Origin of the sequence: Streptomyces sp. NPDC015127 (genome assembly GCF_043080095.1) — a bacterium.
GTDB lineage: Bacteria > Actinomycetota > Actinomycetes > Streptomycetales > Streptomycetaceae > Streptomyces.
Genome location: NZ_JBIBVE010000017.1, coordinates 76,382 through 91,434, shown reverse-complemented (window position 1 = coordinate 91,434; position 15,053 = coordinate 76,382). Strand labels below are relative to the sequence as shown.

The following is a 15,053-nucleotide window of genomic DNA, read 5'->3' as shown; positions in this document are numbered from 1 at the left end:
CGGGCATGACGACTCAACAACCTTTGCATGAAGGGTTATTGACAAGTGTTGAATTGTGCGCAGGGGTGCTCCGATGAGCGCTCGCCACTTCGTGAAAGTATGTTTGTCTAGAACTCGGGCGGGGTCATGGTGAAACGCGCGTTCACCTGTGCGCTCACCGTCTGGCGCTGCGGTTCGAGATCCAGTGCGGGTGCCATTTCGGTCTGGGCCGCGCCGAATCCTCGCGTCCGCATACCGCCGGGCGCGGCGGGCATGCCGTACGGCACGGCGTTCTCCGCACCGATGTCGGCGAGTTCCACCAAAGCCGAGAGCCGGCTGCCGAGTGCCGCGGCGTACTCGCGGGCACGCTGCACGGCGTCCCGTACGGCCTCGCGGCGGGCCTCGCCGTGGGCGGGCGAGTCGGGGCGCAGCGACCACCAGGGGCCGCTGACCTGGGTCAGCTCCAGATCGGCGAGCCGGGTGGTGAGTTCGCCGAGGGCCGTGAAGTCGGTGAGCGTGGCGGTGATGTACACGCCGCCGTGGTACGCGCGGACCTTCTCGCCGCGGCCGTGCTGGGTGAGTTCGGGGCTGATGGAGAACGCGCCGGTCGACAGCTTCTCGACGGCGTCGCCGTAGGACTTGACCAGCTCCAGCACGGCGTTGTTGCGGCGGGTGAGGTCCTCCAGGGCGGCGCGCCGGTCCTTGCCGCGGGCGCTGACCTGGACGCCGATCCTGGCGATCTCCGGGTCGAACTCGAGCCGGGCCTCGCCGCGCACGGCGACCCTCGGCGCATCGGGTGTTCCGTACGGGACTGCGGCGTCGCCGGTCATGTGGTCTCCCTCACTGTTGCGGTCCCTGTGGTCCCTGTTGTGGTCCCCTGTGGTCCCTGTTGTGGTCGAACCCTTTCGCACGGGACCGTCCTGCGCCAGAATCTACGCGCGTTGTGCACATGATCGAGGGAGACGAAATGCCGCTGAACCGTAGGACGTTCCTGGAGCGGTCGGCCGCCGCCGGGGCCGGTGTGGCGATCGCCGGCAGCGCGGCCGCGCCGGCCGCGGCCGACGAGCCGGGACAGGGACACGGCCACGGGCGTCCGCCGAAGCGGTACTCGTTCACCGTCATGGGGACGACCGACCTGCACGGCAATGTCTTCAACTGGGACTACTTCACCGACAAGGAGTTCGACGACAAGGCCCACAACGACGTGGGCCTGGCGAAGATCTCGACGCTGGTCAACCGGGTCCGCGAGGAGAAGGGGCGCCTCAACACGCTCCTGATAGACGCCGGTGACACCATCCAGGGCACCCAGCTGTCGTACTACTACGCCAAGGTCGACCCGATCACCGCCGCAAGCGGCCCGGTGCACCCGATGGCGCAGGCGATGAACGCCATCGGCTACGACGCCGCGGCGCTCGGCAACCACGAGTTCAACTACGGCATCCCGGTCCTGCGGAAGTTCGAGGAGCAGTGCGACTTCCCGCTGCTCGGGGCGAACGCGCTGGACGCGAAGACGCTGCGCCCGGCGTTCGCGCCGTACAGCATGCACCGGCTGCGCACCCCGCACGGCCGTGACGTGCGCGTCGCCGTCCTGGGCCTCACCAACCCGGGCATCGCGATCTGGGACAAGCAGAACGTCAGCGGCAAGATGGTCTTCCCCGGCCTGGAGGAGCAGGCGGCGAAGTGGGTGCCGAAGCTGCGGTCGATGGGCGCGGATGTCGTGATCGTGTCCGCGCACTCGGGATCCAGCGGCACCTCCTCGTACGGTGACCAGCTGCCGTACATCGAGAACGCGGCGGGTCTGGTCGCCGAGCAGGTGCCGGGCATCGACGCGATCCTGGTCGGCCACGCCCACACCGAGATCGCCGAGTACTTCGTCACCAACAAGGAGACCGGCCGGCAGGTCGTGCTGTCCGAGCCGCTGAAGTGGGGGCAGCGGCTCACCCTCTTCGACTTCGACCTGGTGTGGGAGAAGGGCCGCTGGACCGTCGAGAAGGTCGGGGCGCAGGTCCTGAACTCGAACACGGTCGCCGAGGACGCGAAGATCACCCGGCTGCTCGGCGACGAGCACAAGAAGGTGGTCGCGTACGTCAACCAGGTCATCGGCACGTCCACCGTCGCGATGTCGACGGCCGACGCGCCCTGGAAGGACGAGCCGATCATCGACCTGATCAACCAGGTGCAGGCCGAGACGGTGAAGGCAGCGCTGGCGGGCGGCCAGTGGGCGGCGCTGCCGGTGCTGTCGCAGGCGTCGTGCTTCTCCCGTACGGCCGCCATCCCCGCCGGTGAGGTGACGATCAGGGACGCGGCCGGGCTGTACCCGTTCGAGAACACGCTCGAGGCGCGGCTGATGACGGGTGCGCAGCTGAAGGAGTATCTGGAGTTCTCGGCGCGCTACTACGTGCAGACGCCCGCGGGCGCTCCGGTCGACACGTCGAAGCTGACGAACGCGGGCGGCACGCCCGACTACAACTACGACGCGGTCTCGGGAGTGACCTACGAGATCGACATCGCGAAGCCGGCCGGTTCGCGGATCGTGAACCTGTCCTTCGAGGGCAGGGCGATCGACCCGGCGGCCCGGTTCGTCCTGGCCGTCAACAACTACCGGGCGAGCGGCGGCGGCAACTTCCCGCACATCGCCCGGGCCCAGCAGCTGTGGGCGAACTCGGAGGAGATCAGGAACACGATCATCTCCTGGGTGCAGGCGAAGGGCACGGTCGACCCGGCGTCGTTCGCGTCGGTCGGCTGGAAGCTGACGCGGGACGGCACGCCGGTCTTCTAGCCACTGCCGGAGGAGGACCGCGAGGCGCCTAGCGTCCCTGGGCCAGGGGGGTCAGCTGCGGCTGCTGGCCGGGGATGCCGGGCGCCTCGCGGCGTTCGAGGCCGAAACTGGTGAACGCCGTGCGGCGCGGCAGGGGGTAGGGCTCCTTGCCGGTGAGCGAGTTGAGGATGGACGCGCTGCGCCACGCGGCGAGGCCGAGGTCGGGGGCGCCGACGCCGTGGGTGTGGCGTTCGGCGTTCTGCACGTAGACCGTGCCCGTCACGGAGGGGTCGAGCCGCAGCCGGTACTGCTCGTCGACGAGGGGGCGTCCGGCGCTGTCGCGGCGCATGTACGGGTCGATGCCGGCGAGCAGCCGGCCGAGCGGCCGTTCGCGGTAGCCGGTGGCGAGGACGACGGCGTCGGTGGTGAGCCGGGAGCGGGTGCCCTGCTGGGTGTGCTCCAGGTGCAGTTCGATCTTGGTGGTGGCGAGGCGGCCGGCGGTGCGGACGGTGACACCGGGCGTCAGGACGGCGTCGGGCCAGCCGCCGTGCAGGGTACGGCGGTAGAGCTCGTCGTGGATGGCGGCGATGGTGTCGGCGTCGATGCCCTTGTGGAGCTGCCACTGGCGGGGCACGAGGTCGTTCCGCACCTGCTCGGGCAGGCCGTGGAAGTAGCGCGTGTAGTCGGGCGTGAAGTGTTCCAGGCCGAGCTTGGAGTACTCCATGGGCGCGAACGCGCCGGTTCGGGCCATCCAGTGGATCTTCTCGGCCCCGGCCGGTCTGGCGCGCAGCAGGTCGAGGAACACCTCGGCCCCGGACTGACCCGAGCCGATGACGGTGACGTGCTCGGCGGCGATCAGGGCCTCGCGGTGGTCGAGGTAGTCGGCGGAATGGATGACGGGGACGCCCTGCGCGTCGGCGAGGGGCCGCAGCGGTTCGGGGACGTACGGCTCGGTGCCGATGCCGAGCGCGATGCTGCGGGTGTACGCGCGGCCGAGGGCCTCGACCTCGCCGTCGGCGTCGAGCTGCGTGAAGTCCACCTCGAAGAGGTCGCGTTCGGGGCTCCAGCGGACGGCGTCGACCTGGTGGCCGAAGTGGAGTCCCGGCAGGCTGTCGCCGACCCAGCGGCAGTACGCGTCGTACTCGGCGCGCTGGATGTGGAACCGCTCGGCGAAGTAGAACGGGAACAGCCGCTCGCGTGCGCGCAGATAGCTGAGGAACGACCAGGGGTTCGCTGGATCGGCGAGCGTGACCAGGTCTGCGAGGAACGGGACCTGGAGGGTGGCGCCCTCGATGAGCAGGCCCGGGTGCCAGTGGAAGGCCGGCCGCTGCTCGTAGAAGGCGGTGGCGAGGCCGCCGGGCATGCCGTGGGCGAGCGCGGCGAGGGAGAGGTTGAACGGGCCGATGCCGACGCCCACCAGGTCGTAGGGGCGGTCGAGGGCGGCTGCCGCCGTGGCGGCCTCGGGAGCGGGCGTGGCGGTCATCGGGGGGTTGTGCCTTCCACGAGTGCGAGCAGGGCGTGCAGATGGGCGGGGGTGACGTGCGGGTTGAGCAGGGTCGCCTTGAGCCAGACGTGGCCACCGGCGCGTGCCCGGCCGAGGACGGCGCGGCCGCCGGTCAGGAGGGTGCGGCGGATCTCGGCGGTCTGCTCGTCGGTGGCGCCGGTGGGGCGGAACAGGACGGTCGACAGGGTGGGCCGTTCGTACAGCTCCAGAGCGGGATGCTTCTCGACGAGGTCGGCGAGGTCCTGCGCGGCGGTGCAGACCCGGTCCACGAGTGCGCCGAGTCCGGTGCGCCCGAGGGCCCTGAGGGTGACGGCGATCTTGAGGACGTCTGGCCGCCGGGTGGTGCGCGGCGAGCGGCCCACGAGGTCGGGCAGGCCGGCGTCGGTGTCGTCCTCGGCGTTGAGGTACTCGGCGGTGTGCGCGAGGGGTGCGAGGCGGGCCGCGTCGGACACGGCGACGAGGCCGGCCGCGACGGGCTGCCAGCCGAGTTTGTGCAGGTCAAGGGTGACGGAGTGGGCCCGGTCGAGGCCCGTGAGGAGGCTTCGTCGCGAGCGGCTGAAGAGGAGCGGTCCGCCGTACGCGGCGTCGACGTGCAGTTCGGCCCGGTGGCGTGCGGCCACGTCGGCGATCTCCGGGAGCGGGTCGATGCGGCCGGTGTCGGTGGCGCCCGCGGTGGCGACGACGAGGACGGGGCCGGTCAGCTCCGTGAGGGCGTCGTCCAGGGCGTCGGGGTCGTGGACCGGGACGGTGACCGGGCCGGGCAGACCCAGCAGCCAGGCGGCGCGGCGCACGGAGTGGTGCGCGGAGTCGGCGCAGACGACCTGGACCGGGGCGCGGTGGCGTTCGCGGGCGAGGAGGAGGGCGAGCTGGTTGGACTCGGTGCCGCCGGTGGTGACGAGGGCGTCGGGGGCGGCGGCGTGCGGGTAGACCTCCGCGGCGAGGGCCCGGGTGACGGCGCTCTCCAGCGCGGAGGCGGCCGGGGCCTGGTCCCACGAGTCCATGGACGGGTTGAGCGCGGAGGCCGCGAGGTCGGCGGCGACGGCGAGCGCGAGGGGCGGGGTGTGGAGGTGGGCCGCGCACAGGGGGTCGGCGGGGTCGGCCGAGCCGTGGGCGACGGCGCGGACGAGGGCGCGGAGGGCCTCTTCGGCGCCGTGGCCCTGGTCGGGGAGGGCGTCTTGCATCGCGTCGCGGATGTGCGCGGCGACGGCGTCCGGGCCGCCGCGGGGCAGCGGCCCGCCGCGCGCCTCGGCGCCCTCCCGGAGGGCACGGAGGACGACGCCGACCAACGGCCGCAGGGCGTCGGCTCCGGCGGGCCCGCCGGCGAGGGGCGGTGGCGGCGGGGTGGGCATGCGGGGTCCTTCGGGCTCGTGCGGGGTCGGCACCGGCGCCCGTCGGGATCAGGGGGTGCCGCCGTGCACAACGACTATGAGCCGAAAGGGTGTTGCGGGAGGCCGGACGAGGCCGTCCGACCACGCGCCACAGGCCCCTTACTCCTCTTCTTCCTCGTCGTCCTCGTCGTCGTTCGGCTCGCTCGGCCGCCGGTTGTAGATGGCGCTCTCGAGCTGCCGGACGTCGGAGTCCAGTTCGAGCCATTCGGTATACGAGCCGAAGGGATGCAGGGTCGTCTCGGCCGCCTCGGGCGTCTCGGCGAGGGCGAGGAGCTCGGCGAGAAACTCGCGTGCCTCACCGACCGCCGCGGCGAGCGCTCTGCGCCGACCGGCGAACCGCTCACTGAGCGGAATGTCGGTCTCGTCCCCGGCCCCCGCTCCCGCTTCGTCCTCCGCCTCCTTCGCCCTGCCCGGATCGGACGCTGCGACCAGCCGCCACTGAGTGAGCTGCTGCGCGGCCACTCCCCCGCGGTCCCTGCGCACGCGGTCGGGCTGTGTGAGGTCGACATCGGGGACGGTGTACATCCGGGACGGGTCGCGGCCGAGCATCTGGGCCGCGGTGAAGGAATTGGTGCATGCCCGGCCGGGTTCGAAGGCGTCGGCGGCGAACGCCAGGAGCCACAGCCCCTCCTCGCGTTCGGCGAGGCCCGCGACGACCTGGGCCACGTCCGCCCGGAACGGTACGGTCCTGCCGACCGCCGAGCCGACGTTGCGCGTGATCAGCTTGTCGGCGATCAGGGCGGTCCCACCCGCGACGGCGAGCGTCTGACGCGCGTTGTTGTCTCCGTCCACGGCGCGCGGCACCAGGTCGGTGAAGCGATCGCTGTGGACGGGTATCCAGTCGCCTTTGACCTCCTTGGTGAGGACTCCTCCGTTTGCCCACGCGTTGCGCGCCTGCTTGAGGGAGTCCTTCTTGCCGCCGCGCCACGGCACGTCGATGATCGGGCCGAGAAGCTCGGCGTAGCCGGCATCGGTCATTCGCCGCGTGCCCTTGATGTCCTTGGCGTGACGCTTGACCTGTTCGTAGGTCTCAGGCCGGGTCAGTACGCGAACGAGGTAGACCGCGCGCCACAGGGCGGTACCGGGGAGGGTGTTGTCATGGAAGATGTCGGGCAGGTCGGCAGGGGGGCGCTGCCCGAGGGCCAACTGGACGATGTCGGCCATACGGTCCTGACCGCCGCCCGACCCGAGGTACATCCGGCGCAGCGCCCGTGAGCCGACCTCGACGTTCTGCGCCGCCGCCTCCCAGGCGCGGAACTCCACGTGGACGGACGCCAGGATGGAACGCACCGCGTCGTCGAACACCTCGCCGGCGGGCAGTCCGGCGCTGCCGTGCCGGCGGACGCCCACGGTGATCTGGGCGGGGACGACGAGGGTCTGGCCGAGCCGCACGGAGCGGTCCGCGGGCTGGCCCTCGCCGAGTCCCTTGTAGAACTCGGCGCGCAGATCGGCGAGTACGTCCTGGCGGCCGAGGGCCATGCGCTGGCTCACCGGCTTGTCCACCGCCCCGCGACGTGGGGTCTTCTCCGCGAGGAGACAGCGGGTGGCCGTCTCGGCGATCAGTTCGGCGTCGGGTTGCTCCTCGTCGGCGAGCAGGGCCCATGCGCTGGTGAGCCGGGTGATGCCGTCCCGGACGACCAGAACGTCGATCGGGTCCGTCTCGTCCCGGAACTTCAGCCGGCACGGATGCGCGATGACGGCCCGCGTGATGCGCCGGGAAAGGATCGACTGGTCGTACGGCTCCGGGTTGGCCCGTCGGGTGGCGGTGATGGTCTGCCGCAGATGGGCCTTGAGGTGGGCCAGATCCCGGTAGGTATAGGTCACGCACGCGGTGGGTTCGCCGTTGCCGTCGCTGTCTCCGTGGACCTCGGGGTCCTCGACGGGCAGTGACTCCTGCCCGGTTCTGGGCTGGAGGCCGGGGAAAAGTTCGGTCAGCCAGACGCGGGTGTGGATGGAGCGGAGGGTCGCTCCTTCCACGTGCTCCTCGATGAGCGCCGTCGCCTGGCCCTTCTGGGAGCGCAGTTGGGCGGCTGCCGAGTCCGGTGCGACGACGGCCCGCGCCACGGCGTGCCACGAGTCCTCGTCGAGCGCCGTTCCGCCGGAGGCGAGCCCGGCCTTGACGAGGGAGCCACGGTCACTGACGGACGACAGCTCCGGAAGGCTCCGTTCGAATCCGGAGACGGAGAATTGCTCGTCCCCGAAGTAGAACGTGATCGTTTCCGGACCGGCCTGGGAGCGCTGCGAGGCCACGGTGTCCTGGGCCTCGGGCTCCTGGAATCCTCCGGGAATAGTCATGCGACTCCTTCGATTGCCAGGTGAGAGTGGTGGTATTGCCGCCCTTTCGGGACTGGCTTCCGCCATAAGGGCAGGGTTAGACTGTTTCTGCGGTCCGGGCCGTACTTCGGTGCGTGCCAGGTCTGCTTTTTACGGAACCCCGGCCGAGTGCCGGGGTTTCGTGGTTTCCGGGTGGCCGTGCGGCACCGGGACCCGGTCACGCCTTACCGGCCCGGCCGGGCACAGCCGGTCTCGGGGAGAGCACGGCCTTGGGCAGATGCTGTGCGAACCAGTGCCACATGAAACGGCGCCTCTCCTGCCGCACGACGGCCTGGCAGGCGGTGTAGGCGACCAGGTCCGCGGCCTGGACTTTCGGTGCCATGTGCGCGGGCACCTCGACCGCCGGCTCCGCGATCCGCCGGGGGCGCACCACACCGTGGACGTCGGCGTAGAGGGACTCGGTGCCGTCGCCGTCGACCACGACCTCGCCGTACTCGCCGCGCTCGGCGAGCTCGTGGTCGAGCCGGCGCAGCAGGGCCTCGTAGGCAAGCACCTTCGCGGCACGCCAGTCGCCCGGCAGGGTGGTGTGCACCGCGGTGACGATGACGCCGGGGCGGCTGCCGATCAGATCGAGCGCTTCCTGTGCCATGTGGTAGCGGTCTGTCCGTGCGGGGTTGCGACCGCCGGGGCGCCCCCGGCCGTTGATGAACAGGGTCGAGTGGAGTTCGTAGTGGACGGGCACCGCGTGGCGGAGCAGCCAGCCCTCACGGAGCGAGGCCCAGTCCTGCTCGAAGGCGGCCGCCTGGTCGACGGGCACGCCCACAGCGGCGTACAGCGCGAGACCCGCTGCGGGAATACCGGAGTCGTCGACGTAATACACACGATCGACGGGGAAATACGCGTTGATGGCGGTGCAGACCCTTCACTGGAATCCGGCACGGACGGGAGACGTCATGCGGCTGCACCGCTGAGCCCGGGCCGTCCAGGGGGTCGCCCCGGATCTGCGAATTCCATGCGATACGCGCTGCGTCATTCCGGGGAACCGCTCCGCGGACTCTCGCTCGCCCGCCCACCGATTCACGGTGAGCGCCAGTTCGAGGCTCCGTACGGACCCGTCGTCGCCAGGCGACTCCGGGTTGCACGAGGAGCATCCGGGCCGCTGCCCGGACACCACGGCACACTTCGCCAAATGGCTCGTATTACTAATCGGCATAGTAGAGCCGTATCCGACGCACCGTCAATCAATGCCAACAACCGGGCTACAGAGGGCCGTTCGGTACAGAGGGCCGTTCGGTTGTGCAGCACAGGCGAGAGCGGCCGGGGGCACCATGTCCGGTGCCCCCGGCCGATGGTTACGCGCCGCGGATGCGGAGGGACCTCTTCAAGTCGTCGAGCTGGTCGACCAGTTTGCGGCGGAGTGCCGGGATCGGCGACGCGTCGCGCAGGCACGCCTCGCCCAGGGCCAGCGACTCCGCGTCCACCGCGTGGAGCGGGAAGGCGTACCTGCCCGCGGCCTCCGCGATCGCCGGGCCGCGGCGGGCGGCGAGGGCGACCGCGTCGGGGTAGTACCGGGGGACGTACTCCTTGACCAGCGCGGTCTGTTCGGGCTGCCAGAAGCCCTGGGCCGTCGCCGTGAACAGGTAGTTGGACAGGTCGTCCGCCTCGAAGAGCCGGGACCAGGCCGCCGCCTTGGCCTCCGCCGTCGGCAGGGCCGCGCGGCAGCGGGCCGCGCCCTCCTGGCCCGTCGCGCTCGGGTCGCGGTCGAGTTCCGCCGCGATCTCCTTCTCCCCCACCGCGCCGAGGACGGCGAGGCGGGTGAGGATGCGCCAGCGCAGCTCGGGGTCGAGTTCGGGGCCGCCGGGGACGCTGCCGTCGGCGAGCCACTCCTGGATGGAGGCCGGCTGGGCGGCGGCGTCGATGAAGTGGCGTACGGCGGTCAGGCGCAGGCCCGGGTCGTTGCCGTCCTCGGTGTGGCGCAGCAGGGCGCGGCAGGTGTCGGTGAGCGTGGCGAGTGCGGCGGGGCGCTGCTCCGCGGGCAGGTAGCAGTCGGCGATCTGCCCGGCGGCGAAGGCGAGGACGCCCTGCACGACGGCGAGGTCGGTCTCCCGGGGGAGGTGGGCGCGGGCCGCCTCCAGGTAGGCGGTCGGCGCCAGTTCGCCGTCGCGGACCATGTCGCGTGCCGCGTTCCACACGACGGCGCGGGTCAGGGGGTCGGGGATGCCGGAGAGGGAGCCGAGTGCGGTGGCCCAGGACTCGGTGTCGAGACGGACCTTGGCGTAAGTGGTGTCGCCGTCGTTGAGGACGACGAGCCCGGGGCGGCGGCCGGGGCGGACGTCGTGCTCGGTGAGCGGTACGTCCACGGCGAAGCGCTCCCGCAGGACGAGGCGGCCCGGTTCGATCGGGTCCGCGTCTAAGGCGCCGACGGCGATGCGGTGGGGGCGGCTGCCGTCGTGGTCGATGCCGAGCGTCCAGCCGCCGGCCGTCTCGGTGACGGTGGGGGTGAGGGTGTCGACGCCGGTGGTCCGCAGCCACGCGTCGGCCCAGGCGTGCACGTCCCGGTCGGTGGCCTGCGCGAGGGAGTCGATGAAGTCGGCGAGGGTGGCGTTGCCGAACCGGTGCCGCTTGAAGTGGATGTTGATGCCGGCGAGGAAGTCCATCTCCCCGAGCCAGGCCACGAGCTGGCGCAGCGCGGAGGCGCCTTTGGCGTAGGAGATGCCGTCGAAGTTGAGCATCGCGGAGGCGGTGTCGGGCACGGCGTCCGGGTCGGGGGCGACGGGGTGGGTGGAGGGCCGCTGGTCGGCGTCGTATCCCCAGGACTTGCGGGCGATGCCGAAGTCGACCCAGGTGTCCCGGAAGCGGGTCGCCTCGGTGAGCGTCTGGTAGCCCATGTACTCGGCGAAGGACTCGTTCAGCCAGATGTCGTCCCACCACTTCAGGGTGACGAGGTCGCCGAACCACATGTGGGCCATCTCGTGGGCGATGACCATGGCGCGGGTCTGGCGCTGGGTGTCGGTGACGGCGGAGCGGTAGACGAATTCGTCACGGAAGGTGACGAGCCCCGGGTTCTCCATGGCGCCGGCGTTGAACTCGGGCACGAATGCCTGGTCGTAGGAGTCGAACGGGTACGGCTCCTCGAACTTCTCGTGGTACCGGTCGTAGCACTGGCGGGTGATCTCGAACAGCTCGTCCGCGTCGGCGTCGAGGTGGGCGCCGAGCGAGCGGCGCACATGGAGGCCGAAGGGCAGCCCGGCGTGCTCCGTGCGGACGGAGTGCCAGGGGCCGGCGGCGACCGCGACGAGGTAGGTGGACAGCAGCGGTGTGGGGGCGCAGGTCCAGCTGCCGTGGCCGTCGTGGGCCGCGACGCTGTTGCCGAGGACGGTCCAGCCCTCGGGCGCGGTGACGGTGAGGGCGAAGACGGCCTTCAGGTCGGGCTGGTCGAAGGCGGCGAAGACGCGCTGGACGTCCTCCATGAACAGCTGGGTGTAGACGTAGGTCTCGCCGTCGGTGGGGTCGGTGAAGCGGTGCATGCCCTCGCCGGTGCGCGAGTAGCGCATGCTCGCGTCGACGCGCAGTTCGTGCTCGCCGGCGGTGAGGCCGGTCAGCGGGTAGCGGTTGCCGTCGAGCGCGGCCGGGTCGAGCGACTGTCCGTCGAGGGTGAGGGAGCGGAGCTCGGCGGGCTTGAGCTCGACGAAGGTGTCCCCGGCCGCGCGCGCGGTGAAGTGGATGACGGTCCGGGAGCCGAAGGTCTCGTCACCGGTGGTCAGGTCGAGGTCGATCGTGTACCGGTGTGCGTCGATCAGCCGGGCTCGGGTCTGCGCTTCGTCGCGCGTCAGTACGGGCATGGGGGCCATGCTGCCCGATCGCCCCGGGGCGGCACAGGGGGGTGTGTTCCGCTGTCAGCGCACACTGTGCGCCCCCTGCGCGCACCGCCGTACGTCCGCGTGCGAGGGCCCCGTCCTACTCCTTCCGCTCCGGCGGGGGCCCGCCCGCGATGGTCTCGTGGTGGCGGATCACCTCGGCGATGATGAAGTTGAGCAGCTTCTCGGCGAACGCGGGGTCCAGCTTGGCGCTCTCCGCGAGCTGGCGCAGCCGCTCGATCTGGCGGGCCTCGCGGTCGGGATCGGCGGGCGGCAGATGGTGCTCGGCCTTGAGGTGGCCGACCTGCTGGGTGCACTTGAAGCGTTCGGCGAGCATGTGCACGACCGCCGCGTCGATGTTGTCGATGCTCTCGCGCAGGCGGGTCAGTTCGGCGCGCACGTTCTCGTCGATGTCCTTCGGGGTCATGGTCATGGAGCTTACGTCCAGGTCCCCGCGATGGTCGGGGGGTGTTCAGGGTCCGGGACGCGGTTGCTCCAGCCGCCGGGCACATTGCGTCCCTGCTGCTCGCGGAAGCGGATGGGCGCGAGGCCGACCCGGCGGGTGAACAGCCGGGAGAAGTAGGCCGGGTCCTCGTAGCCGACCCGGCGGGACACGGCGGCGACCGGCAGGTCGGTGGTCGCGAGGAGTTCCTTGGCGTGGCCGAGCCGGATGCCGAGGAGGTAGTCCTTGGGGCTGCACCCGGCGCCGCGGCGTACGACGGTGCGCAGCTCGGCGGGGGTCATGCCGTGGCGGGCCGCGTGCTCGGTGACGGACAGGGGCTGGAAGGCGTCACGGGCGAGCGCGGTGAGGACGGGGTCGCCGTCGGCGTTGGTGTCGGCGCGGGCACGGCGCAGGGCGACGAGGAGTTCGTGGACGGCGGCACCGGTCTCGACCTCCAGGAGCGGGTTGCCCCGGCGGGCGGCGCGGGTGATGCGCCCGACGGCGGCGCGGGCGCCCGCGGTGTCGGCCAGCGGCACGACGGGCCGGTCGGGTTCGATGTAGCCGAGCTCGGTGTAGGTGGCGGTGGCGGGCCCGGTGAAGTCGACGAAGCTCTCGTCCCAGCCGGTGGCGGGGTCGGGCCCGTAGTGGTGCGGGACGCCGGGCGTGAGCCAGATCAGGGCGGGTGCGGTGACGCTGGTGCGCCGTCCGTCCGCGCCGCGGTACCAGCCGCTTCCGGCGCTGATCACGACGGCGACGTGGTGGTCGAGGGTGCGCGGGCCCACGGTGGGCAGCTGCCCGTGCTGGAGGCCGACGCCGAGGCAGACGAGGCCCAGCCGGTGATGGACCGGCCTTGGGGTGAAATATCGCATCCAGGTGTGGTACATGCCGCTTTCCGCTCCCTCCCCCAGGGCCCTTCCGCCGGTTCGGCCCTCCGGGGATGGAGGCCACCGGACGGGCCCTAGTCCAAGACAGGCCGATCTTTGTCCATGGACCGGCCGCACGCCAGACGGCGATGGTTCGGATATGAACGAGCGAAGGACGGACGGGGGGCCGGTGGCCGAGTTCACGGTGGGCGCGACGGACTTTCTGCTGGACGGCCGGCCGGTGCGGCTGCTGTCGGGAGCGCTGCACTACTTCCGGGTGCACGAGGAGCAGTGGGGGCACCGGCTGGCGATGCTGCGCGCGATGGGCCTCAACTGCGTCGAGACGTACGTCCCGTGGAACCTGCACGAGCCGCAGCCGGGCCGTTACGCGGACGAGGGGGCGCTCGGCCGGTTCCTGGACGCGGCGCAGGCCGCGGGCCTGTGGGCGATCGTCCGCCCGGGGCCGTACATCTGTGCCGAGTGGGAGAACGGCGGGCTGCCGCACTGGCTGACCGGGCGGCTGGGGCGCCGGGTGCGCACGTCGGACGCGGAGTACGAAGGTCATGTGGAGCGCTGGTTCACCCGGCTGCTGCCGCAGGTGGTGCGGCGCCAGCTCCCGGACGGCGGCCCCGTGGTGATGGTGCAGGTCGAGAACGAGTACGGCAGCTACGGCTCGGACGGCGACCATCTGCGGTTCCTGGTGGAGCTGCTGCGCGGCAGCGGTGTGACGGTCCCGCTGGTCACGTCGGACGGGGCGCAGGACCACATGTTGACGGGCGGCTCGGTGCCCGGCGTCCTGGCCACGGTGAACTTCGGCTCGGGGGCCGCCGAGGCGTTCGCGGCGCTGCGCCGCCATCAGCCGCGGGGGCCGCTGATGTGCATGGAGTTCTGGTGCGGCTGGTTCGATCACTGGGGCGCCGAGCATGTCGTGCGGGACGCGAAGGACGCGGCGGGGGCGCTGCGGGAGATCCTGGAGGCCGGCGCGTCGGTGAATGTGTACATGGCGCACGGCGGGACGAACTTCGCCGGCTGGGCGGGGGCGAACCGTTCGGGCCCGCTGCAGGACGAGGCGCTCCTGCCGACGGTGACGTCGTACGACTACGACGCGCCGGTCGACGAGGCGGGCCGGCCGACGGAGAAGTTCTGGCGTTTCCGCGAGGTGCTGGCCGATTACCACGACGGTCCGCTGCCGGACCCGCCGCAGCTACCCGCGGCCCTCGGCGCACCCGCGCGGGCGGTCCTGGACGCGTGGGCCTCGCCCGACGACGTGCTGGACGCGCTCGGCGGCCCGGAGTGGTCGGGCCCGGTCCCCCCGACGTTCGAGGAACTGGACGTGGACCGCGGACTGGTGCGCTACCAGGTCGACGTGCCAGGGCCCCGGCGGCCGTATCCGCTGCGGGTGACGGGCCTGCGGGACCGGGCGGTGGCGCTCGTCGACGGGGAACGGGCCGGGGTGCTGGACGGGGAGGACACCGCGCTGCCCGAGCCGGTGCCGGGCCCGGCCGCGGTCGAGCTGTGGGTGGAGTCCGAGGGCCGGGTGAACTACGGGCCGCGGACCGGCGAGCCGAAGGGGCTCACGGGCGGGGTGCTGCACGAGCGGCAGTATCTGCACGGGGTACGGGCGCGGGGTCTGCGTCTCGACGCCTTCGAGGAGGCGGGCGCGGTGGGCCGGCTGCCATGGCGGGAGGCTCTCCCGTGCGAGGGGGCGCGAGGGCTGTTCCGGGGCGTCGCCGAGGTGGCGTCACCGGGTGACGCGTGGCTCGAACTGCCCGGCTGGACACGGGGGTTCGTGTGGGTCAACGGGTTCGGGCTGGGTCGTTACCGGTCGGACGGCCCGCAGCAGGCGCTGTACGTGCCCGGCCCGGTGCTGCGCGCGGGCAGGAACGAGGTGTGGGTGCTGGAGCTGGAGGGCTGCGCGGCCGGCCGTGCGGTCCTGCTGCGCTGACGACGGCTCCGGGCACGCGCATACGGCACGGAAGCAGGAGCCC

10 protein-coding genes are annotated in these 15,053 nt (G+C 71.8%); 2 read left to right on the top strand and 8 right to left on the bottom strand.

Going from position 1 to position 15,053, the window contains the following annotated elements:
• Nucleotides 1-107: 107 nt before the first annotated feature.
• Nucleotides 108-809, bottom strand: a complete 702-nt coding sequence (locus ACF08N_RS29885; protein ID WP_392327834.1) for an SIMPL domain-containing protein — start codon at nt 807-809, stop codon at nt 108-110.
• 137 nt (nt 810-946) lie between these two features.
• Between ACF08N_RS29885 and ACF08N_RS29880 the strand changes: the two genes are divergently transcribed.
• A complete protein-coding gene (locus tag ACF08N_RS29880) occupies nt 947-2,758 on the top strand; it encodes a bifunctional metallophosphatase/5'-nucleotidase (RefSeq protein WP_392327833.1) in 1,812 nt (603 codons plus the stop codon).
• 28 nt (nt 2,759-2,786) lie between these two features.
• On the opposite strand, the gene ACF08N_RS29875 is transcribed toward ACF08N_RS29880, so the two are convergent.
• The 7 genes from ACF08N_RS29875 to ACF08N_RS29845 form a co-directional block, all read right to left on the bottom strand.
• Nucleotides 2,787-4,220, bottom strand: a complete 1,434-nt coding sequence (locus ACF08N_RS29875; RefSeq protein ID WP_392327832.1) for a lysine N(6)-hydroxylase/L-ornithine N(5)-oxygenase family protein — start codon at nt 4,218-4,220, stop codon at nt 2,787-2,789.
• On the bottom strand, nt 4,217-5,590 hold the full coding sequence (locus ACF08N_RS29870; RefSeq protein WP_392327831.1) for a pyridoxal phosphate-dependent decarboxylase family protein: 1,374 nt from the start codon (nt 5,588-5,590) through the stop codon (nt 4,217-4,219). The genes ACF08N_RS29875 and ACF08N_RS29870 overlap by 4 nt, the downstream gene beginning before the upstream one ends.
• 138 nt (nt 5,591-5,728) lie before the next feature.
• Nucleotides 5,729-7,924: a hypothetical protein gene (locus tag ACF08N_RS29865; protein WP_392327830.1), complete on the bottom strand. Its 2,196-nt coding sequence runs from the start codon at nt 7,922-7,924 to the stop codon at nt 5,729-5,731.
• A 196-nt stretch (nt 7,925-8,120) separates the two neighbouring features.
• Nucleotides 8,121-8,783: a DUF3800 domain-containing protein gene (locus ACF08N_RS29860; protein ID WP_392327829.1), complete on the bottom strand. Its 663-nt coding sequence runs from the start codon at nt 8,781-8,783 to the stop codon at nt 8,121-8,123.
• A gap of 472 nt (nt 8,784-9,255) precedes the next feature.
• Nucleotides 9,256-11,745 (bottom strand): aminopeptidase N, encoded by a 2,490-nt coding sequence (pepN, locus tag ACF08N_RS29855; RefSeq protein WP_392327828.1) that lies wholly within the window; start codon nt 11,743-11,745, stop codon nt 9,256-9,258.
• Between the two features lie 115 nt (nt 11,746-11,860).
• Nucleotides 11,861-12,187, bottom strand: coding sequence for a chorismate mutase (locus tag ACF08N_RS29850; protein WP_392327827.1), 327 nt, complete (start codon nt 12,185-12,187; stop codon nt 11,861-11,863).
• A gap of 11 nt (nt 12,188-12,198) precedes the next feature.
• Entirely contained in the window at nt 12,199-13,086 is an 888-nt protein-coding gene (locus tag ACF08N_RS29845; RefSeq protein ID WP_392327826.1) for a helix-turn-helix domain-containing protein, read from the bottom strand.
• A 169-nt stretch (nt 13,087-13,255) separates the two neighbouring features.
• On the opposite strand from ACF08N_RS29845, the gene ACF08N_RS29840 reads away from it, so the two are divergent.
• Nucleotides 13,256-15,010 carry a beta-galactosidase family protein gene (locus ACF08N_RS29840; RefSeq protein ID WP_392327899.1) on the top strand — a complete coding sequence of 585 codons (1,755 nt, stop codon included), beginning with the start codon at nt 13,256-13,258 and terminating at the stop codon, nt 15,008-15,010.
• Nucleotides 15,011-15,053 lie beyond the last annotated feature (43 nt).

What these genes read in the sequence shown, in the direction of transcription:
- ACF08N_RS29880 (WP_392327833.1), top strand. Translation starts at nt 947, where the DNA reads ATGCCGCTGAACCGTAGGACGTTCCTGGAGCGGTCGGCCGCCGCCGGG.
- ACF08N_RS29885 (WP_392327834.1), bottom strand. Translation starts at nt 809, where the DNA reads ATGACCGGCGACGCCGCAGTCCCGTACGGAACACCCGATGCGCCGAGG.
- ACF08N_RS29850 (WP_392327827.1), bottom strand. Translation starts at nt 12,187, where the DNA reads ATGACCCCGAAGGACATCGACGAGAACGTGCGCGCCGAACTGACCCGC.
- ACF08N_RS29865 (WP_392327830.1), bottom strand. Translation starts at nt 7,924, where the DNA reads ATGACTATTCCCGGAGGATTCCAGGAGCCCGAGGCCCAGGACACCGTG.
- ACF08N_RS29875 (WP_392327832.1), bottom strand. Translation starts at nt 4,220, where the DNA reads ATGACCGCCACGCCCGCTCCCGAGGCCGCCACGGCGGCAGCCGCCCTC.
- ACF08N_RS29845 (WP_392327826.1), bottom strand. Translation starts at nt 13,086, where the DNA reads ATGTACCACACCTGGATGCGATATTTCACCCCAAGGCCGGTCCATCAC.
- ACF08N_RS29870 (WP_392327831.1), bottom strand. Translation starts at nt 5,590, where the DNA reads ATGCCCACCCCGCCGCCACCGCCCCTCGCCGGCGGGCCCGCCGGAGCC.
- pepN (WP_392327828.1), bottom strand. Translation starts at nt 11,745, where the DNA reads ATGCCCGTACTGACGCGCGACGAAGCGCAGACCCGAGCCCGGCTGATC.